The following is a 21,187-nucleotide window of genomic DNA, read 5'->3' as shown; positions in this document are numbered from 1 at the left end:
AATGCTTGCTCGCATTTAAATCAAAAATCCTAGAGTCCATTGATGAAAACGTAACTGATGAGTCCTATATTGACAACATTAGAGATCACACCGCCGGCCGAATGGGCAAGTGGTATTATGAAGGACTAGGCAAATCGACTTTTAGTCACTTAAATAGCTATAAGAAAATGGAACATTCATTAATAGCCATTCACGAATCGGCTTATCAAGCATTAGTAGCCAATACACAGAATCGAAATAGCGATAAATTCGAACATTTATCGAGTATGGAAAATCACAGCATCAACATCATTCAAACTATGCTTAGGTTTAATGATGAATTGCAAAACATGGCAGAAGTTTCAGCTAGTGATAGTAATGAAGATGTGCTTTTTTAGGCCGATTCGGGTGGCGACTTATGCAATGCAATATTATTCTTGCCTGATTTCTTAACTTGGTACATTGCTTGATCTGCACAGTGTAGCAATTTATCTGGCGTAGATATCGTGCCTCCACTGATGCAAATACCGATACTCATACCCAGTTGAATATCGTGAACCTGACCGTCCATATAAATTAAAAATGGCTCCGCCACCGCTTGCATTTTTTCTTTAGCTGCTTGCATTGACGATTCTTCATCTCCAACACCTAGCATTAGAATAACGAATTCATCTCCGCCTAGACGTGCGAGTACATCGGACTTTCTAAGGCGTTGCTTAAGCCGGGTAGAAAATTGCTGTAAAACCTGATCACCCGCGCGATGACCAAGTGTATCATTGACTTGCTTGAATCCGTCTAGATCGACCATACACAATGCCAGTTTTGTTTGATAACGCAGGCTATATTCTAAGTGGTGCTCTAGCTTTTGCATAAAGTCAGCACGATTGCTTAATAAGGTTAAAGGATCGATAAGTGCCATATTCTGTAACTTATTGATCAAGTTGTGACGCTCGATCGAGAATCGAATACAGCGGGATAGTAAGCCTGGTGTCATGTCTGATTTCGATAAATAATCAGCCACTCCTAATTGAATTGCACTTTGACCAAGTTCATCATTGCCCATACCCGTCAACACAATAATAGGAGTGTTAGGGAATGCATTTTGAATCTCTAAAATCGAATTAACACCTTCAGAGTCGGGTAACACTACATCTAACAGAATCGTATCATATCGATTAGAAACATAATCCGATGCAGCTCTAATTGATTTAGCCCGATCAATATCATAGCGACGATGGTGATCCTTGGCTAAAGCCTGTTTGGTGAGATAATAGTCGTCGCTATCATCTTCAACCATTAATATACGATATTCATCACTCATATCACTTAACCTGTTTTCAACCTTGATATAATGTTTTGATTGAACCAATACTCATAAATAACAGAAACTAACTCTTTTGTTTCCTGCAAAGACATGGGTTTAACAAAATACGAATGAACTCCCAAATTATAACAATCTTCAATATCCAAGGGACTTGAAGACGTTGTCAAAACTAAAACTGGGATAAGCTTTAACGTTGCATTATTCTTCAAGCGCATAAGAATATCGATGCCATCATCTTTAGGAATGTTTAGATCAAGAAGAATCAAATTCGGTAATTGATCCTCTTCTAATTCTTGGTTATCAAAGAAATCAAAGAACGCTTCTCCACCAATGAAGCCTTCAAAACAAAGATGATCATCGCAACTTTTAAAATGCTCCCTGAAAAAATATTGATCATCTTCGTCATCATCAATCATGACTATATGTGGAAATCTGTTAGCCATTCTGCTCCCCAAAATTAATTTCTAAAACGTTAATGGGCAACTGGATAAAGAAAACAGACCCCTGTCCCTCCATACCCTCAGCACGCATCTGACCTCCATGAATATGAACCAATTGATTGCAAATCGCCAACCCCATACCAGTACCTTCAATCTCAGAGTGGTTGACTAAACGCTTAAATGGTTCAAAGATTTTATTCTTATACTTATTATCAAAACCAATCCCATTATCAGAAAATTCGATAATGCTATAACCACCTTCCTGCTCACAATTAATCTCAATTTCTAATGGCCGGCTCTCATGCTGGTATTTAACAGAATTTTTAATTAAATTTTGAAGCACAGTACTCATGACCTGCTTATCACAATATAATGCACCATCAGAGTTAACAATAAACGAGACTGGGTGATCTTTAAATAACATTGAAAGCTGTTCTTTAGCATCTTGAAGGACTTCAGATAGCAATACATCCTCTAGTTTCAAAGCGATATTACTGCTACGAGATAGCTCTAATAATCTCGAAATCATATCGCGCATTCTCATTGATGCACTGATCAAGCGATCTAACTCGAATCGGGACGTATCATCTAACTGCTCTGCAGATAGTCTTTCATAGAGGCTAGATGAAAATGAAGTAATTTTACGTAACGGCTCTTGCATATCATGAGACGCAGAGTAAGCAAAACGAGTAAGCTGATCATTTGAGCGCTTAAGATCTTTATTTAATCGAATTAGACTCTCTTCTAACTGCTTCCTATGACTAATATCCTCAATTACCGAAATAAAGTACTCTGGTTCATTATGTCCATCTCGCACTAAAGACACTGTAAGCCTCGCCCATACATATCTCTGGTTTGAATGGATATAGCGTTTCTCAATCGCATAAAAGTCTATTTCTCCACTTAACAACTGATTGAGATGTTGCAAGTCATCGTTTAAATCAAGAGGGTGGGTAATATCTTGAAATCTCATTGCGTGTAGCTGTTCACTTGGGTACCCAAGTATTTCAGATATCTTTTCATTTGCTTTAATAAATCTTCCATCTAAAGAAATATGGCAAATGCCAACAGCTGCTTGATCAAACGTATTTTCAAAATCTTTGCGCAAGCGTCTCTGAGTCTCTTCTGACTCTTTCAACTCCGTTACATCGATGAAAGTACCCATCAACTCTTTTGGTTTTCCGCTGCTGTATCGACTTAATATCGAATCTTTTGATAAGCACCAAATCCAGTTCCCATTAGCATGCTTGAAGCGATACAATAAAACCTTGCTATAGTCAGGGTTGGAAACAATATCTTTAAAATGTGTCGTGAATCGTTCTAAATCGTCTGGATGAATCAAGCCATTACCGTTATCTTCTAAGTCCATCAATTGAAGATGACTTAATTGATAGCCAGTTAAATAGCTATATTCATGATTTATATAGGTTGTTTTATGTTCTTTCAGGTTAAAGATGTAGACACCACAAATCGTCTTATCGAGTACTTTTTCCAGAGTTTTAGAACGTTTCACTGCGTTAAGCTCAAAACGCTTAATCGTATCGATATTGGTTAGCGCTCCACTCATCAAAATAGCTTTACCGTCACTATTAAATAGCGAATCACCTCTAGCTCTAAACCATTGGTAGCCACCTATTTGCGTTCTACCCAAATAATCGACTTGGAATTCTTTTCCTTCATCTTGATTGGCGCGTATATGTGATAAAACGATATCTCGATAATCTGGGTGCACATGCTCGAACCAATCTTCAAATCTGGCTCCTTGATCCGCATTCAACCCGATCATTTCTTTCTGGCGATCTGACATCCAAACTTCATCGGTAACAAGATTCCATTCCCACAGACCATCGTGGGTTGCTTCCGCGATCCTTTGAGTTCGAGCCATCGCTTGATAAGCGAGTTCTTTGTTCTTCGTTTTCTCTTTGACATCAAATACACTCACAAAAATGTGAGACTCGTTATTGTATTTTTGAGGTGTTAAGCTGATCTCAATAGGAATGTGACGCTTATCCTTGGAATAGCCATAGATCGTCCTACCATATGCCATACTGTGAGAGCTTTCAGGCTTTTTCGAATAATTTTGCATCAACGCTGTATGAGTTTCGGCAAAGGCATTATCCACTAGAAGATTCACAGGTTTCCCTTCTAACTCTTCCACTCGATATCCGAACAAACTCGCTAAGTGGTGATTCACCACCGTCATTTTAAATTGCTTATCTACCAACATTAGACCAATGGGAGATTGCTCAATCACATCCTTGAATAACTTATTCTGAGCAGCCTGCACCATCGCACTATCCAACTCATCTTTGCTGGGAATCGTCAAAGCAATCGGTAAATAGCGGTAGACCATAACCGCTGTTGCTAGACTCACAATCGCAGTTAATGCCTTGAGCAAGCTTTGCGGGCCATAACTGCCCTCCCAAACCACATAAATGCCATAGAGATGCGTCAGGCCGCAGAGAAAAATGAAAGCGGCAAACAGCCAGTATAAATGAAGGTGTTTGTTAATTTTACGCTTCTGAACAAGGAACAGGATGGCAAAAGGGATGGAGAAATAGGCCGTCGCAATCACTAAGTCTGAGATAACCGACGTCCACAATATACCAGGCTCCCACGCATAGCACATGCCATGGGGCATATAATTACTGTTAAACAGTGCATTAGATGCATCTTCAAACATGGGAGGTCCTTTCCTGTTTCAAAGAGTAAGGAAAGTAAAACTAACGTAAAAGTTGACTGAACCGCTAGCTAACAGATTAAATATGGCACAAATTTTCCAGTGTGCAATCATTAAACAGGCGATTTATGGGTCAATTTATCTGTTCTTTAGAGGATTTAAAGGAAGGAGAGAGCAAAGGGTTTACGATAGACAGCAATCCGTATTTCATTGTTCGCAAGTATGGCGAACTATATGCCTACCACAACAGCTGCCCTCACTTGGGAATCCAGCTTGAAATGATCCCTGACCAATTTTTAGATACGAGCAATAGCCTTATCAACTGCAGCATGCATGGAGCATTGTTTAGGATAGAAGACGGACTCTGTGTCAGTGGGCCATGCGCAGAGCAATTCCTGACGAGTATTCCTATTATGATTGAAGACGGAAATATCTATATGATTGTAGAATAACTAGTCTAGGTTACGGCAACGCTCGGCGGGCACTGCCAGTTGTTTGAGCAAGTAGCCTTGCAGGTCTGTTGAGTAATCTTGGTCCGCTAATGCCTTTTCCATACACATTAACCAAGCATCACGTTCTGCTGAGCCGATATTGAGATGACTATGAGCACTAGGGATGGCAATAACGCCGTATTTCTCTCGGTACAAGCGAGGACCGCCCATCCAGCCGCTTAAAAAGCAGGCCAGTTTATCTATACTCAACTCCAAATCCTTAGGATGCATAGCGCGGATGTGTTGAGCTTCTGGCAGGGTATCCATGTAGCCATAAAATGCGACGACCAGTTTAAGAATACCCTCGAACTTACCCGCAGCTTGATAGGTTGCATCTCCTTGGCCATATTGTGCTTTTGGCAATGTCATTAACGTTTTTTCGACTTTTTGCGGAGCTTGTCTTTCTTCGCTTGGCGAATACTTGCAGTTTGCTCGGCGGTTTCTTTGCGTTTAGATCGATTGAATAGTTTATCTTCCTTTTGATCCGCATAAGGGTTTTCACCGGACCTAAACTCAAAACGAATCGGAGTGCCGCTAATATTTAGTACTTTACGGAAAGTGTTCGCCAGATATCGCTTATAGCTATCAGGCAACGAAGCGGTTTTATTACCATGCACGACAATAACTGGAGGATTCATTCCACCCTGGTGAGCATAGCGCAGCTTGATACGACGTCCTCCCACCAAAGGCGGCTGATGATCCATCACCGCATCTTCTAATATACGTGTCAATTGAGAAGTAGAGAGGTTCATGTAGGCGCTCTTGTATGCTTCATCAACACTTTCGTACAAGTGACCAACTCCGGTACCATGTTTGGCACTGATGAAATGCATATCGGCCCAATCAACAAAGCTTAAGCGACGCTCAAGTTCTTTTTTAACAAAGTCTTTTTGCTCAATGTCCATGCCATCCCATTTATTTAGGGCGATTACTAGGCCTTTACCAGAATTCAAAACAAAGCTCAGCATGGTGAGGTCTTGCTCAACAATCCCCTCTCGCGCATCAATAACAACAATACAAACGTTCGCGTCTTGAATCGCTTGCAATGCTTTAACGATAGAGAACTTTTCTGCAGCCTCTTTAATATTCTTGCGACGGCGCACACCCGCAGTATCAATGAGCGTATAGGGTTTTTCATTGCGTTCATAGGGGATCTCGATACTATCCATAGTAGTACCAGGATGGTCGTAAACCACTACACGATCTTCACCTAACATTCGGTTTACTAGAGTTGACTTGCCGACATTCGGGCGCCCCACTACAGAGATGCGAACACCTTTCTCGCTTTCATCTTCCTCGTCAGCATCTTCGTCTATTTGGAACTCTGGGGGCAGCTCATTCAGCACATGATCCATAAGAACATTAATGCCGCGGTTATGAGTAGCGGCAATCGTCTGCAGTTCGCCCAAACCCAACTCATAAAACTCACTGGTAGCTACATCTGGGTTCAAACCGTCAATCTTATTGACCACCACATAAGTCTTCTTTTCAGTCGCACGCAGATGTTGTGCAATCATTTTATCTGCGCTGGTTAACCCCGCACGGGCATCTACCAAGAATAAAACGATATCGGCCTCATCCATGGCTTGAAAGCTTTGTTCCGCCATTTTCGCGTCCAAGCCCTGTTCCATGCCACTAATACCGCCTGTGTCTACGACGATATAGTCTCGCTCCCCCACCTTTCCCGCACCGAACTTACGGTCACGGGTAAGACCCGCTAAATCAGCCACAAGCGCATCCCGTGTGCGAGTCAAACGGTTAAATAATGTGGATTTCCCAACATTGGGACGACCAACTAATGCGATTACAGGATTCATTAATGCGGTTTCTCTAGGATTTGATGTTTTTTCGGGGCATTGCAAGCATGATAGCACAGAAGCCTCTTATGCTTCTGTGCTTTGTCGAGATGACTAGTTATTTTCCACCGTAATTGCGCTTAACAAGCCAGACTGGCTATAAGCAATCAAGGTATCACCAGCTACGGTTAAGCGAGCTGGAATGTTTTTCTCTTTTGAAAAATGCCGTGATGGGTGCTTCATATTGTAACTGCCTGTGCGCACCCAGTCCGTCGGTACTCGCACAACGTGGGTGCGACCAACGATGGTGCCATCAAGCTGTTTTACCAGATGCACATAGCCCTCGTAGTCGGCGATCGCTATTTGATCCTTAACCATCACTGGTTGTGTTAATTGACGACCTATTAAATCTGGCTGAATCCAGACATCGTTAGTGGTTCGTTCATCAATCGCGATGATTCGATCATCTTCGGCAATGATATAGAGATTTCCTAAACCGGTTAGTGCGCCATGGTATGAGGAAGCTTCACGTTTCCACATGGCTTTACCACTATTTAAGTCTAGTGCTACCGCATGCCCCTGATAACCAACAGCGTAGACAATATCGTCCTCAATCAAAATACGTCCATCTACATCGACAAGTCGCTCGAGCTCACTACGACCGGCTGGAATACCAACGCGCTCTTGCCATAATACACGGCCCTCGCTGCGACTGACGGCAACTACTTTACCACTAGCAAAGCCAGCGATAACTTTGTCGCCTGTAATAACAGGACTGCTGGTTCCACGTAGCGATAAATTAGGAAGGTTACTGTTGTAGCTCCACAGACGCTTACCCGACTGGGCATTTAATAAATGTAAATTACCGTCCACTGATTGCAACGCGATATGCTGATCATTGGCTGCTGGTAAAGCAACAATTTCACTACTCAAATCTTTGCGCCAATTTTCACTACCATCTTCTATGCTCAGAGAAATCAGTTCTCCGTTCGCTGTCGCTAGCAGCAGAGATTGATCGTGAAGATAAACGCCCATGGTTAAGCTTTCTTCTAAGTTAACCCGCCAGAGTCTGGCTCCCGACTCGATAGCTATTGATTCAATTACACCTTCTGAATCAGCAATCCATAAGCGGTCATTTTGAATAGCGGGCACGAATTGTCCTTGGCTACCGCCTTGACCAACACCCACCTGACGTCTCCACTCAACGCTAACATCAAATTCTTCGTCAAAGCCAGAAAGCCCCACAGGGCCTTTGCTTTCTTCTTCTGGTTGAGTGTCGTTACTAGAGCAAGCCACCAAGCCCGACAGTAATAACAAAAACAATATTCGCATTAGTTAACCGCCAAATCGTCTAACTTCATTTCTACAATTGGATTATTGGCACCATCTCGTTGATTAGCCGCAACCGCTTGACTATAAGCATCTCGGGCTGCATCAACTTCGCCTTTTGCTTTCAAAGCGTCGCCCTTTACTTCCAAGTATTGACCTTCAAATGCACCCATGGTTTCAACAGCAAGCAAAGACAGTGCTTCATCATAGGCTTGCTGGGCTATTTTTACACGCGCCAAACGAATGGTGGCGAGATGACTTAATTCTTCTGTCGTCGCGTTTTGTTTTGCAAACTCCAGTTCAGTCACGGCTTCTTCTAAGTTGCCAGCATTCACAGCATCTTTGGCTTTGAACAATGCTGCATAGCTAGCATAAACCGTACTGCTAAAATCCGTTTTTAGTTGATCCAACAATAAACCACGTTGTGCAAGATCTTGTTCTTGTTCACTACCACTCAATTCCAGCACTTGTTGATAGACAGCTGATGCCCCTTCGCCTGCATCTTGCTTTTGACTTTGCCAACCTTGATAACCAAACCAACCACCAGCAACAATCACAACAGCTGCAATCGTTTGCATGCCGTTTTCTTTCCACCAATTCTTGATGGCTTCAATCTGTTCTTCTTCAGTACGCATCTCAGTCATAATAGAATCCCCACTTGTTATTCTTATTGCTGTTAATTAAAGCTGTTGCTGTAACCAATTCGCTAATTCATCGTTATTAAGTGTCATTTGCTCAGCACTATCTCTTAAAGACTTGATACTGGCCTGACCTGCTTTCACTTCGTCTTCACCTAAAATCAGAGCAAAACGAGCGCCGCTTTCATCGGCTTTTTTCATTTGTTTCTTGAAATTGCCACCGCCAATGTGCATTTGTAAACGCAATTTAGGAACAGCTTCGCGCAACTGAGCTGCCAAGGCCATCGCCGCAGTGGTAACATTGCCCATAGAAACTAGATAAACATCGATGTTGCTTTTAACCTGATCTGGAATCACATTCAGAGACTCCAGTAACAGAATCAAACGCTCCATACCCATGGCAAATCCTACAGCCGGCGTTGCTTTACCACCTAGCTGCTCTACCAGTCCATCATAGCGACCACCTGCGCATACTGTGCCTTGCGCACCAAGCTCAGAGGTGATCCATTCGAATACTGTCTTACTGTAATAGTCCAAACCGCGAACTAGTCTAGGGTTCACTTTGTATTCGATACCCACTTCATCCAAAAGTGCCTTTAGCTCAGCAAAATGCGCTTCAGATTCTTCATCAAGGTAATCATGGAAGTTTGGAGCATCATTTAAAAGCGACTGCGTATTCTGATCTTTACTATCAAGAATACGCAAAGGGTTAGTGTCCAATCGACGCTGAGAATCCTCATCCAACTGATCTTTCACGCCGCTCAAATAATCAACCAATGCCGCTTTGTAATTAGCTCGAGCTTCATTACTACCAATGGTATTCAGCTCAAGCTCTACTTTGTCGCGAATGCCCAATTTTTTCCAGAGCTGATGCGTCATCACAATTAATTCAGCATCAATCGCCGGGTCAGCCATACCAAACGTTTCTACACCAATTTGATGGAACTGACGGTATCGACCTTTTTGTGGACGCTCGTAACGAAACATTGGGCCCATGTACCAAAGACGCTGACGTTGATTGTTGGCAATCAATTGATGCTGTTCGCAGGCACGTACACAGCTGGCTGTTCCTTCTGGACGCAAGGTTAAGCTTTCACCATTGCGGTCATCAAAGGTATACATTTCTTTTTCTACAATATCTGTAACTTCACCGATAGAGCGTTTAAACAAATGTGTCTGTTCTACCACAGGCGTACGTATTTCCTGATAACCAAAACCGTCAAGCACTGATTTAACTGTACTCTCAAAGTAACGCCATACTTGCGATTCACCTGGAAGAATATCGTTCATGCCACGGATGGCCTGAATACTCGCTTTTGCCAATGTATTATCCTTGCTTGTAATCGTAATTATTCGCTTTTCGCGATTAACTTCTCTTCTTCTGCTTGCTTTTCAGCCACTTTGCGTCGAATCATAGCTTCCAATTCGTCAACTAGGTTTTCATTGCCCAGTTTGCTTGACGGCTTTCCATTCTCATAAACCAAGTTATTAGGAGAACCGCCTGTCAAACCAAGATCGGTTTCTTTCGCTTCACCTGGGCCATTCACTACACAACCAATAACCGACACATCCAAAGGTGTGAGAATATCTTCGACGCGCGACTCTAATTCATTCATGGTTTTCACCACATCGAAGTTCTGGCGAGAACAACTTGGACACGCAATAAAGTTAATGCCTTTATTACGCAACTTGAGACTTTTCAAAATATCAAAGCCTACTTTAATCTCTTCTACTGGATCGGCTGCAAGCGATACACGTAAAGTATCACCAATACCATCCATCAATAACATACCAAGACCTACAGAGCTTTTCACAGTACCACTACGTAAACCACCGGCCTCGGTAATACCCAAATGCAATGGCTGTTCGATTTGTGAAGCGATCTGTCGATAAGCCGCAACGGTCATAAAGACATCGCTTGCCTTGAGGCTTAATTTGAAATCTGGGAAGTTTAGCTTATCGAGAATGTCAATATGGCGCATAGCACTTTCCACCAATGCCTCGGGTGTAGGTTCGCCATATTTCTTTTGCAAGTCTTTTTCTAAAGAACCTGCATTCACACCAATGCGAATAGGAATGCCTTTATCTTTTGCGGCATCAACTACTGCTCTTACACGATCTTCGCGTCCAATGTTACCTGGATTGATGCGCAAGCAATCAACACCCAATTCAGCCACGCGCAAGGCTATTTTATAATCAAAATGGATGTCGCTCACCAAAGGCACATTCACTTGCTTACGAATTTGCCCGAACGCTTCGGCTGCATCCATAGTTGGTACGCTGACCCGAACGATATCGGCACCCACGTCTTCTAATGCCTTAATTTGCGCTACGGTTGCGGCCACATCACAGGTATCGGTGTTGGTCATGCTTTGCACGGCTATCGGTGCATCACCGCCAACAGGAACATTACCCACCATAATTTGACGGGATTTACGACGCTTAATCGGAGAGATACCTTGCTTGTTCATAATCTGCTTTACTTCCCAGAGCGATAGCTCTGATATTCTTCTGAATTGGGGAAACGCTTACGTAACTTAAAGGCATAGCTGGCTTGGGCGTTTTTATCACCACTTGCTTTACCAATGCGTGCCCCTAGATAAAGACTTTCTGCGTTATGCTGTACGCCATTGTCTTGGATGATTCGCTCGAAACGCTGAAACCAACGAGTCGCTAAATCTAAACGATTCCGCTCCATATAGATGCCGGCCAAGTTAAGACAGGCGACTGTACTATCACTATTTATCGTCCAAGCGCGCTCAAACGCATCAATTGCAAGTCTTTGCTGATCAAAGCGATAATGACAAACACCCAAGTCCTCATACGCAATGATGCGCGCTTCATAGTCTACATCCTTGGCTGCTTTAGCCAAATATTCACACGCAGCAGGATCATTTTTCTGCAATAACAAAAAACGACCATAATGGTAATTGCTTGGGCTATGATCATCATCAATATCCAACGCAGTCTGGAATTTCTGTTGTGCAAGCTCTGGCTCACCACGATTCATCCAGTACAACCCCATAGCACTATGAGCAGCAGCGTAATCATCGTTAATCTCAAGTGCTCGTTCGATTTTTGTTCGAGCCATAGGTAAGTTGCCAGATTGAATATAACCCACGCCCAATGCTACATAGGTTTCCGCCGCTTTATCGGGATCCGCTTTTTTAGTAAAACGACTATCAGTGACGGTGACACAACCGCTCAATAATAAAACCCCAGTAAGACCAAGTATTTGAATTATTTTCATTCTGTTATGCTGTTCTCTATGATTGCGGATGCTGACTTACAGCATCGTCAATTTGACGCATTTTTATATAGCGCTCGCTACGACGGGTGCGATCTTCCACTTTACCCACCAACTGGCCGCACGCCGCATCAATATCGTCCCCACGAGTAGTACGAATAGTGACGATAAAGCCTTGCGAGTGCAAATAGTCTCGGAATTTATAGACCCTATTATTGCTTGGGCGTTCATAACCTGAGTTAGGAAACGGATTGAATGGAATCAAATTGATCTTACAAGGTGTATCTTTTAACAACTTGGCTAATTGCTGCGCATGCTCTAGTTCGTCATTCACCTTGTTGATCAACGTATATTCGACCGTTAGCTTACGGCGATCAGACAGGGATCCCATATAGTGATTGCATGCAGCCATTAGGTCTTTGATTGGATATTTCTTATTAATCGGAACAAGCTCGTTGCGTAATTCATCGTTTGGCGCATGTAATGAAACTGCCAAGGAGACGTCAGAGACGTCAGCTAGATCGTATAACTTAGGCACAACTCCCGATGTACTCAATGTCACTCGACGTTTAGACAAGCCATAGCAAAAGTCGTCCATCATCAAATCCATGGCATCAACTACATTATCAAAATTCATGAGCGGCTCGCCCATGCCCATCATCACAACGTTAGTGATTTTGCGCTCACGCTTTTCGCCGGGCTTGTCAAAACTCTTAGCTGCCACATAAACCTGGCCAATAATTTCTGCCACGGATAAATCACGGTTAAAACCCTGTTTGCCGGTTGAGCAAAAACTGCAGTCTAAGGAGCAGCCAATTTGCGAGGATACACAAAGGGTACCGCGGTCGCCTTCTGGAATATAAACGGTTTCTACGCTGGAGCCTCCCGGCATGCGCATAACCCATTTTTTAGTGCCATCTTTAGAAATATCGTGAAACACCACTTCTGGGTACTGAACGGTAGCAACGTCTTTTAATTTTTCACGCATGACTTTACTAACATTGGTCATGTCGTCAAAGTTATCGATTCCTACTTGGTGAATCCACTTTAGGATCTGTTGAGCTCGGAAGGGTTTTTCACCCAATTCCACAAAAAAGTCTTTCATCTTTTTTGGGCTCAACCCCAATAGATTGACCTTTTCTTGCTGTTCACTCATACATCACCTGTTACAAAACCTGTTCTTTAATACGTAAAAAGGGCGGAAGCAATGGATAAATGCTCTATCCTTGCGTGCCGCCCCTTTTTAACCCATACCGCATTTTGTCGCGGCACCGGTTAGGAATCTACCAAGCTGTATTAGCGTGGGCAGATTTCTTCTTCGTTGAAGAAGTAGCTAACTTCACGAGCAGCAGATTCAGTTGAATCAGAACCGTGAACCGCGTTAGCGTCAATGCTTTCTGCGAAGTCTGCGCGGATAGTGCCAGCGTCAGCTTCTTGAGGGTTAGTTGCACCCATCAATTCACGGTTTTTAAGAACCGCACCTTCGCCTTCAAGAACCTGAACCATAACTGGGCCAGATGTCATGAAACCTACTAGATCTTTAAAGAAAGGACGCTCTTTGTGCTCAGCGTAGAAACCGCCAGCCATTTCTTCGTCCATTTTGATCATTTTAGCCGCAACAATTTGCAAACCAGCTTTCTCGAAACGGCTGTAGATTTCACCGATAACGTTTTTGCCAACAGCATCTGGTTTAACAATAGATAGTGTGCGCTCAACGGCCATGCTTTATCTCCAAAAATTGGGGTTGTGTGTAGAAATGCCGCGGATTATACGGCATTTACTGGAAAATGCTACTGGTTATTGTTTAGTCAATATGGCGCATTTAAGCCCGCGCATTTGCCTCTGCTTTGATGCGCGCCACCATGCTGCGAAGGCCATTACCACGGGTAGGACTTAGGTGCTTCACAAGGTCGATCTCGGCGAAAAAGCCATCCATATCAAAGCCCTGAATCTCTGCAGGTGTCTTACCATTGTATGCAGCCATCACCACCGCCAAAAGACCCGATACGATGAAGGCATCACTGGCCACATCGAAATAGAGCTTTCCATCCTCAAAATGGGGCTCTATCCAAACTTGGCTCTGGCACCCCGGAATCAAACGATCATCCGTTTTAAGAGCGTCATCCATATCTGGGAGCTGCTTCCCTAGATCAATGATGTACTTGTAGCGCTCTTCCCAACTCTCAAAAAAGCCGAGGGTATCAATGATCTCTTCTGGGGTGATTTCGGTGCCGAAAGGGCTATTTTTTAGATCGGACATATACGCGCTCATACTATGTAATATGAGCGCATTTTAAGAGTTCACTGGGATGGATGCAAAACCCGCCACAATGAACCATTAATTCAATGCTAGGATAATGGGCAAATTAACCTTCAATTCCGTATTGCTGCCCGTAATGCTCAACAACAAAATCAATGTCTTTATCACCACGACCAGATAAGTTGACAAGAATCGATCCTTTTTGCTGCTCTGCCAATTTTAGCGCATAGGCTACGGCATGTGCTGACTCGATTGCAGGAATAATGCCTTCACGACGTGACAATTCAAAAAACGCACTGATCGCCTCTTCATCGCTGATACTCTCATAGTTGACTCGTCCGATGTCCTTCAAATAGCTATGCTGAGGACCCACAGAGGGGTAATCGAGTCCGCTGGCCACGGAATATACCTCCATGGGTTCACCTTGATCGTCTTTTAACATGTAGGAATTAAATCCGTGCATAACACCAGGCTGGCCTTTCGTCATTGTCGCTGCGTGTTCACCATCTTGCGTTAAATCGCGACCTGCGGGCTCAACACCCCACATTGCAACTGTCTCTTCCGCTAAAAAAGCATCAAACAAGCCCATGGCATTGGAACCACCACCAACACAAGCGACTAGATTGTCTGGTAATCTACCCGTCATTTCTTGAAACTGCTGCTTGGCCTCATTGCCAATAATGGACTGAAAATCTCGCACCATCATTGGAAATGGATGAGGGCCGACTACTGACCCTATGGCATAAATCTGTGTCACCGGATCTTTTAAATATGCTTCAAAAGCCGCATCCACGGCTTCTTTCAATGTTTTTCGACCATGAGTTGCAGCGATGACATTGGCACCGAGTATCTTCATGCGCACAACATTGGGGTGCTCTTTGGCAATATCGACCTCCCCCATATAAATGTCGCACTCCATACCGACCAATGCAGCTGCAGTTGCAAGTGCAACGCCGTGCTGTCCCGCACCAGTTTCCGCGATTAGTTTCTTTTTGCCCATTTTTTTTGCAAGAAGCGCTTCACCTAGGCAGTGATTGATTTTGTGAGCACCTGTATGATTCAAATCTTCGCGCTTCAAATATATATCAGCACCATAAACTTCACTTAAACGTTTGGCATGAAATAAAGGGCTAGGCCTCCCCACATAGTGTTTGTATAAGCTTGCTAGCTCAGAACGAAAATCTGGATCTTCACGAATATCTAGATAGGCTTGCGTGATCTCATCCATTACCGCCTGTAATTCGGGCGGGATAAAGCTACCGCCGTATTCACCAAAAAAACCTTCTTTATTTGGCAAGTCATGTTCAAATGTGTTTTCCATAATAACCTCTTACAAACCCTTCATGTCACTTTGCTTTACTAATCACAGCTTAATCTTCGCTGTCTCAAGATACCTTAACTTAAATCAAATATTCGCAACGAAGCTGATTAAAAAAACAAAACCCCCGTTGGCAATACCAAAGGGGGCTTAGCATTCTTACTCAAGTTACTTAGTTACTAAGCAACCTTTTCAGACTCAGGCTTTTTTGCGCGTTTCGCCTCTTCCTCATCTTTTAGCTCGCGACGTAGAATTTTACCCACTGGTGTCATAGGCAGTTCATCACGGAACTCAATATGACGCGGCATTTTATAGCCTGTGAGTTTATCTTTTAGCCACGCTTTCATATCGTCGCCGGTTAGATTGCTGTTTTCAGTCATGATGTATAGTTTAACTGCTTCTCCTGACTTATCATCGGGCACACCAATCACTGCGCAGTTGTCTACATCTGGGTGTTCAGAAACTACCGCTTCGATTTCATTAGGGAATACATTGAAGCCACTCACAAGAATCATATCTTTAATGCGGTCTACGATTTTAACGAAACCATCTTCATCAATGATAGCGACGTCACCAGTACGGAACCATTCACCATCTTCAGTGAAAGCGCTCTTGCTCGCATCAGGGCGTTTCCAATAACCTTTCATAACCTGAGGGCCTTTCACACAAAGCTCGCCACGCTCACCAATAGCTACTTCATTACCTTCATCATCAATACACTTAAGTGCTGTTGCTGGAACAGCTTGACCTACAGTGCCCATTCGCTCAAGACCACCACCTGGGTTCATAGTTACAGCAGGTGAACATTCGGTTAAGCCATACGCTTCTGAAATACCACTGCCTGTTAGTTCTTTCCAACGCTTAGCAGTATCGTCCATCAATGCGGTACCACCAGAAAGGGTTAACTTCAGCTCACTGAAATCTAACTTTTTAAAGTTAGGGCTCGCCATTAGCGAAACGAAAAGTGTATTCAAACCCACAAACGCATTCAGTTTGAATGGGCTAATGAATTTAATAAAGGTTTCTGTATCACGCGGATTAGCAATAAGCACACTGTGATCACCCTGTTCGAATAGAGCCATCAAGTGCACTGTAAATGCATAGATGTGATACAAAGGAAGTGGAGCTACTGCGATGGCTTGACCGTTACCCTTTAACTTTTCGCCGTTTTCATTTACTTGCTGCAGCATACTTTTAGACTGAAGCATATTTGCTACAAGGTTACGGTTTGTAAGTTCCGCACCTTTAGCTACACCAGTAGTGCCACCGGTATATTGCAAAATGATAGTATCTTGTGGATTTTCCATGTGGTCAGGCTTGAAGCTCTTACCTGCACCTAAACTCAACGCATTACGTAAACGTATGGCGCCGGGAAGATCATAACTTGGCACCATTTTCTTCACGTATTTGGCTGCAAAGTTAATCAATACGCGCTTAAGACCAGGTAACATATCTGCAAGACTGGTTACGATAATGGTTTCTAAACCCGTTTGATCTTTGATGTTTTGCACACTCTTAGCAAACACATCCATACACACCAAAGCTTTAGCTTCTGAATCGTTGAATTGGTGAAGCATTTCACGTTCGGTATACAAAGGGTTGGTATTGGTAACACGAAGTCCTGCACGCAGAGCACCGTACATTACAACAGGGTATTGCAAGGTGTTTGGCATTTGAATGGCAATAGTATCGCCTTTCTTTAAACTGGTGTGATTTTGCAAATAATTTGCAAAGGCCGCACTCCACTCGTCAATCTGACGATACGTTACAGTATGACCGATACTGGTGAAAGCAGGACGATCAGCATACTCTTTAAAGGCATGCTCGATTACCTCTACCACTGAATCGTATTTATCTAAATCAATTTGATCGATGACACCCGGTGCACGTTTACCGTCCCAAAATGATGCGTCCATTGTTCCTCCTAACGATTATCAGAACAACAGAAATAGTAAGGCTCAGAAACTTTCTATTTTTGGCTGGCCACTATACCTGTTATTTATTTTTATTGTTGATATGGTGAGGCCTAACTATGGCGTAAAGTGTGGATAAAAAAAAGCCCCTAAATCACTTTATTTTGTGACTAGAGGCTGTATTTATAGAGGTATTAAGTGGACTTATGGATAAGTATAAACAGGCTCTATGAGTTTATTCACAGAATGAAACAATCGGATTTTCTGACTGAAAATTAGAAGAACATACCGGTTTCAAGCTGAGCTTCTTCACTCATCATGTCGCGATGCCAAGGCGGATCAAACACCAGTTCCACTTCTACATTTTCCACATTCGGAACCAGCTTAACGCGATACTCAACATCCCCAACTAAAACTGGGCCCATACCGCAGCCTGGTGCCGTTAGCGTCATATCGATTTTCACTTGCTTATTGGCTTGATCAATATCCACATTATAAATCAGACCTAAGTCCACAAGATTGACGGGGATTTCTGGATCAAAAACCGTTTTCAGCGCATACCAAACATCGTCTTCACGAATCGTATCGCCATCAGCTGGGGAAAATTGGAGCTGTTCTGATTCCAGCCCTAGCGCATGGGCATCAGTTCCGTCTACACGTGCCATGTTACCGTTATAGACCACGGTATAGTTGCCACCTAAAGCTTGCGTTAGGGTTACGAAACTGCCTGAAGGGATCGTCATTTTGGTGCCAACAGGAACTAGGCGCGCAGGAACATCTTGCTGCGCCACCACCATTCTTTTTTCCATAATGGTCTCGATTAAATACTGAAAGATTCGCCACAACCACACTGGTCTTTAGCATTGGGGTTTTTGAAAACCATACTGCTATTCAAACCTTCAGTGGTGTAATCGATTTCCGTGCCGTTTACATAAGTCAGTGCTTCTGAGGTCACATACAAGGTCACATCGTCAGCAACCGAGAAGGCTTTTTCATTGCCCTCTAGTTCGGCTTTGAGTTTTAGGTCGTACATGAAACCGCTGCAACCACTTTTTTTCACGCCCAATACGATGTATTGGTCATTCGCGCTTTGCAGTTGCTTGCGTGCGTATTGAACCGCTTTTTCGGTCATGGAAACCGTGACATCTTCAGGAGAAAAACTACCAACTTCTGACATGTCATACCCTCCTAAAGTTAAAGTAAAAACATTTTTACTTTTTCGATGGCTGCGAATAACGCGTCCACATCAGCGCGTGTATTGTAGATCGAAAAAGACGCTCGTGCCGTGCCGGGAATTTGATACTGGTCCATAATCGGCATGGCGCAGTGATGGCCAGTACGTACGGCCACACCTTGCTGATCGAGCAACATACCCACATCGGCAGGGTGAGTGCCTTCAATTAAAAAACTCAAAACACCCGCTTTGTTTTTAGCCGTGCCAATCAATTTAAGCCCTTCACATTGCTCAGCCTTTTCATGGGCATAAGCAAGAATATCGTCTTCGTGAGCTTGCATGGCTTCGCGATCTAAACCATTCACATATTCAATGGCGGCCGCTAAACCAATGGCTCCTGCAATATTGGGGGTGCCCGCTTCGAATTTAAAGGGCAAGCCTTGAAATGTCGTGCCATTGAAACTGACTTTCTCAATCATTTCACCGCCACCTTGTACCGGTGGCATCGCATTTAGTAGTGCTTCTTTGCCATAAAGAACACCGACTCCTGTAGGCCCAAACAACTTATGCGCCGAGAAAACATAGAAGTCCGCATCGAGAGCTTGTACATCCACTGGAAAATGAGCAACCGCTTGCGCACCATCAATCAATACTTTAGCGCCAACTGCGTGGGCTTGTTCAATCACATCCGCTACAGGATTCACCGTACCCAAGGCATTACTAACATGTACCAAGCTAACGAACTTAACCTTGTCGTTCAATAGCTCGGCATAAGCATCCATATCCAGCTCGCCGCTTTCACTTACTGGAATGACTTTTAACTCTGCTCCCTTGCGTTCACATAGCATTTGCCAAGGAACGATATTAGCGTGATGCTCCATGGCGGAAACCAGTATTTGGTCACCCTTGTCTATGAATTCCGTACCGTAACTTTGCGCGACAATATTGATGCTTTCTGTGGTGCCGCGCGTCCAAATAATTTCTTTGCTTTGCTCGGCATTAATAAATTGCTGTACGGTAGATCGTGCATTTTCAAACGCGACAGTGGCACGATCACTCAATGCATGAGCACCACGGTGCACATTAGAATTATCGAACTCATAATAATGCTTCAACGCATCCAAAACCGCTTTAGGTTTTTGCGTTGTTGCACCATTATCTAAATAAACAAGTGGCTTCCCTTGAATCTCTTGATCAAGAATTGGAAAGTCTTGCTTCACCTGCTCTACATTGAACGCCATTATTGGTCCGCCCCTTGTGCAGAAACGATATGTCTCGTTAATGCTTCATCTTCACTGAACTGATGCACCAGCTGTGGACGCAAGAAAACACGCAGCGCTTCTAACGGCATACTATCGATCAATTCATTGATGAAACCAAAGCTCAACATGATGTCCGCTTCTTTTGAGCTAATGCCTCGGCTACGTAGATAAAACTTCGCCGTTTCGTCCAGCTGTGCAACCGTCGCACCATGGGCGCAGCGCACATCGTCCGCATAAATTTCCAGTTCTGGCTTGGTATTCACCTGTGCTTTGTCACTGAGCAATAAGTTTTTATTGCTTAATTCAGCCAAGGTTTTTTGTGCATCAGGATGGATATGAATACGGCCATTAAATACCGCTTTAGAATTGTCCGCCATGATACCGCGATACACTTCATCCGTCGTACAGTGAGCCGCTTTGTGCTCAATATAACTATGAATATCCACATGCTGATCGTTTTTAGGCAGGTAAACACCTTTCATTTCACAGTGACTACCGGGTTGATTATGATTTACTAGCACGTCAAAGCGTTTAATCTTCCCGCCTAACAGCATTTGATAGCTTTCGAACTGACTATCACGCTGCAGATCCACATACATACCGCCAAAGTGAAGACTAGACTCATGCTCAGTGTGAACACGATAGTGTTCCAATTTGGCACCATCGGCAACGTACGCTTCACTGGTTTGATTCAGTAGAACATTTTGCTCATCGTCCGATGAGATAAATTGCTCAATCACTTTCACATTGGCGTGACGTTCAAGAACAATTAAGTGGCGAGCAAAGGCTGAAGCTGGCTGTGCTTGCTGGGTGGTAATATTTACAAGCTGAATCGGTTTCTCTACCTGAGTCTCTTTTGCCACATGAATTAATACGCCATCATTGACTTGCGCGTTGTTCAGGGCAGTAAATAAGTTACGATCAGTTTCTGCAGTTTGACCTAGCTTGTCTGCAATGATGCTCTTTTGTGATTCGTCGGCGTCGCTGAAACGCACAACTGATAAGCCAGACTCTTGATCAATGACTGATAGGGATTCTTGATAAACACCGTTCACATATACAAGGCGATGCACATCAAGCTCAGGAATTTCAAAACTTTCCACACCCGTTACATCAGTATTCTGTACGGGATGATTATAGTCTTGCTGCGTTAATGCAAATAGGCTGGTGTATTTCCATGCTTCCGTTTTTCGCGTAGGAAATGGCAGTGCCTTAAACTGTTCAAGGCCAGCTTCATTAATCGATTTGAATACTTTGCTATCTGACGCGTTCTTTTCAGCCAAAGCCTGCGCTAGGGCAATGGCTTGATCAGAAAAGTTAATGGCTTCACCCATGA

Annotated in this window: 21 protein-coding genes; 2 read left to right on the top strand and 19 right to left on the bottom strand. The window is 43.5% G+C overall.

From position 1 onward, the window contains the following. The first annotated feature begins 5 nt into the window (after nt 1–5). Nucleotides 6–377 (top strand): CZB domain-containing protein, encoded by a 372-nt coding sequence (locus HF888_RS03150; protein ID WP_007016446.1) that lies wholly within the window; start codon nt 6–8, stop codon nt 375–377. Here the strand turns inward: HF888_RS03150 and HF888_RS03145 are convergent. The 3 genes from HF888_RS03145 to HF888_RS03135 are packed head-to-tail and all read right to left on the bottom strand — an operon-like array spanning nt 374 to nt 4,426. Continuing rightward, nucleotides 374–1,300, bottom strand: a complete 927-nt coding sequence (locus HF888_RS03145) for a two-component system response regulator (protein ID WP_007016447.1) — start codon at nt 1,298–1,300, stop codon at nt 374–376. The two genes, HF888_RS03150 and HF888_RS03145, sit on opposite strands and share 4 nt — an antisense overlap. A gap of 5 nt (nt 1,301–1,305) precedes the next feature. Next, nucleotides 1,306–1,746, bottom strand: a complete 441-nt coding sequence (locus tag HF888_RS03140) for a response regulator (RefSeq protein WP_007016448.1) — start codon at nt 1,744–1,746, stop codon at nt 1,306–1,308. Next, nucleotides 1,739–4,426 (bottom strand): PAS domain S-box protein, encoded by a 2,688-nt coding sequence (locus HF888_RS03135; protein ID WP_007016449.1) that lies wholly within the window; start codon nt 4,424–4,426, stop codon nt 1,739–1,741. The genes HF888_RS03140 and HF888_RS03135 overlap by 8 nt, the downstream gene beginning before the upstream one ends. Nucleotides 4,427–4,551: 125 nt before the next feature. Here HF888_RS03135 and HF888_RS03130 point away from each other — a divergent pair, with 125 nt between their 5' ends. Continuing rightward, nucleotides 4,552–4,875 carry a Rieske (2Fe-2S) protein gene (locus HF888_RS03130; protein ID WP_007016450.1) on the top strand — a complete coding sequence of 108 codons (324 nt, stop codon included), beginning with the start codon at nt 4,552–4,554 and terminating at the stop codon, nt 4,873–4,875. Here HF888_RS03130 and HF888_RS03125 read toward each other — a convergent pair whose 3' ends face one another. The 16 genes from HF888_RS03125 to sufD all read right to left on the bottom strand — a co-directional run bounded on the left by HF888_RS03125 (nt 4,876) and on the right by sufD (nt 21,185). Next, entirely contained in the window at nt 4,876–5,283 is a 408-nt protein-coding gene (locus HF888_RS03125; protein WP_007016451.1) for a group II truncated hemoglobin, read from the bottom strand. Then, a complete protein-coding gene (gene der, locus HF888_RS03120; RefSeq protein WP_007016452.1) occupies nt 5,283–6,731 on the bottom strand; it encodes a ribosome biogenesis GTPase Der in 1,449 nt (482 codons plus the stop codon). The genes HF888_RS03125 and der overlap by 1 nt, the downstream gene beginning before the upstream one ends. 93 nt (nt 6,732–6,824) lie before the next feature. Then, entirely contained in the window at nt 6,825–8,042 is a 1,218-nt protein-coding gene (gene bamB / locus HF888_RS03115; protein ID WP_007016453.1) for an outer membrane protein assembly factor BamB, read from the bottom strand. Then, nucleotides 8,042–8,683, bottom strand: coding sequence for a YfgM family protein (locus HF888_RS03110; protein ID WP_007016454.1), 642 nt, complete (start codon nt 8,681–8,683; stop codon nt 8,042–8,044). Before HF888_RS03110 ends, bamB begins: the two co-directional genes overlap by 1 nt. A gap of 36 nt (nt 8,684–8,719) precedes the next feature. Further along, nucleotides 8,720–10,000, bottom strand: coding sequence for a histidine--tRNA ligase (hisS, locus tag HF888_RS03105; protein WP_007016455.1), 1,281 nt, complete (start codon nt 9,998–10,000; stop codon nt 8,720–8,722). Between the two features lie 26 nt (nt 10,001–10,026). Then, entirely contained in the window at nt 10,027–11,148 is a 1,122-nt protein-coding gene (ispG, locus tag HF888_RS03100) for a flavodoxin-dependent (E)-4-hydroxy-3-methylbut-2-enyl-diphosphate synthase (RefSeq protein ID WP_007016456.1), read from the bottom strand. An 8-nt stretch (nt 11,149–11,156) separates the two neighbouring features. Beyond that, on the bottom strand, nt 11,157–11,927 hold the full coding sequence (gene pilW / locus HF888_RS03095; protein ID WP_007016457.1) for a type IV pilus biogenesis/stability protein PilW: 771 nt from the start codon (nt 11,925–11,927) through the stop codon (nt 11,157–11,159). A gap of 16 nt (nt 11,928–11,943) precedes the next feature. After that, nucleotides 11,944–13,080: a dual-specificity RNA methyltransferase RlmN gene (rlmN, locus tag HF888_RS03090; protein ID WP_007016458.1), complete on the bottom strand. Its 1,137-nt coding sequence runs from the start codon at nt 13,078–13,080 to the stop codon at nt 11,944–11,946. A gap of 140 nt (nt 13,081–13,220) precedes the next feature. Beyond that, nucleotides 13,221–13,646, bottom strand: a complete 426-nt coding sequence (gene ndk / locus HF888_RS03085; RefSeq protein ID WP_007016459.1) for a nucleoside-diphosphate kinase — start codon at nt 13,644–13,646, stop codon at nt 13,221–13,223. Nucleotides 13,647–13,746: 100 nt separating this feature from the next. Further along, complete coding sequence (locus tag HF888_RS03080; RefSeq protein ID WP_007016460.1) at nt 13,747–14,184, bottom strand: SufE family protein; 438 nt, start codon at nt 14,182–14,184, stop codon at nt 13,747–13,749. A 106-nt stretch (nt 14,185–14,290) separates the two neighbouring features. Beyond that, nucleotides 14,291–15,505, bottom strand: coding sequence for a tryptophan synthase subunit beta (trpB, locus tag HF888_RS03075; RefSeq protein ID WP_007016461.1), 1,215 nt, complete (start codon nt 15,503–15,505; stop codon nt 14,291–14,293). Between the two features lie 176 nt (nt 15,506–15,681). After that, the gene (locus HF888_RS03070; protein WP_007016462.1) at nt 15,682–17,418 is read right to left on the bottom strand and encodes an AMP-binding protein; all 1,737 of its coding nucleotides are present in this window, start codon (nt 17,416–17,418) and stop codon (nt 15,682–15,684) included. Nucleotides 17,419–17,690: 272 nt separating this feature from the next. After that, nucleotides 17,691–18,224 (bottom strand): putative Fe-S cluster assembly protein SufT, encoded by a 534-nt coding sequence (gene sufT / locus HF888_RS03065; protein WP_007016463.1) that lies wholly within the window; start codon nt 18,222–18,224, stop codon nt 17,691–17,693. 11 nt (nt 18,225–18,235) lie between these two features. After that, nucleotides 18,236–18,592, bottom strand: coding sequence for a HesB/IscA family protein (locus HF888_RS03060; protein WP_007016464.1), 357 nt, complete (start codon nt 18,590–18,592; stop codon nt 18,236–18,238). Between the two features lie 17 nt (nt 18,593–18,609). Continuing rightward, nucleotides 18,610–19,830 carry an aminotransferase class V-fold PLP-dependent enzyme gene (locus tag HF888_RS03055; RefSeq protein WP_007016465.1) on the bottom strand — a complete coding sequence of 407 codons (1,221 nt, stop codon included), beginning with the start codon at nt 19,828–19,830 and terminating at the stop codon, nt 18,610–18,612. Then, the gene (sufD, locus tag HF888_RS03050) at nt 19,830–21,185 is read right to left on the bottom strand and encodes a Fe-S cluster assembly protein SufD (RefSeq protein WP_007016466.1); all 1,356 of its coding nucleotides are present in this window, start codon (nt 21,183–21,185) and stop codon (nt 19,830–19,832) included. The genes HF888_RS03055 and sufD overlap by 1 nt, the downstream gene beginning before the upstream one ends. Nucleotides 21,186–21,187: the final 2 nt, after the last annotated feature.

The sequence above is a fragment of the Bermanella marisrubri genome, assembly GCF_012295615.1.
Classification (GTDB): domain Bacteria; phylum Pseudomonadota; class Gammaproteobacteria; order Pseudomonadales; family Oceanobacteraceae; genus Bermanella; species Bermanella marisrubri.
Note: the sequence above shows the minus strand (reverse complement) of the source record. Positions and strands in the feature narration are given on the sequence as shown.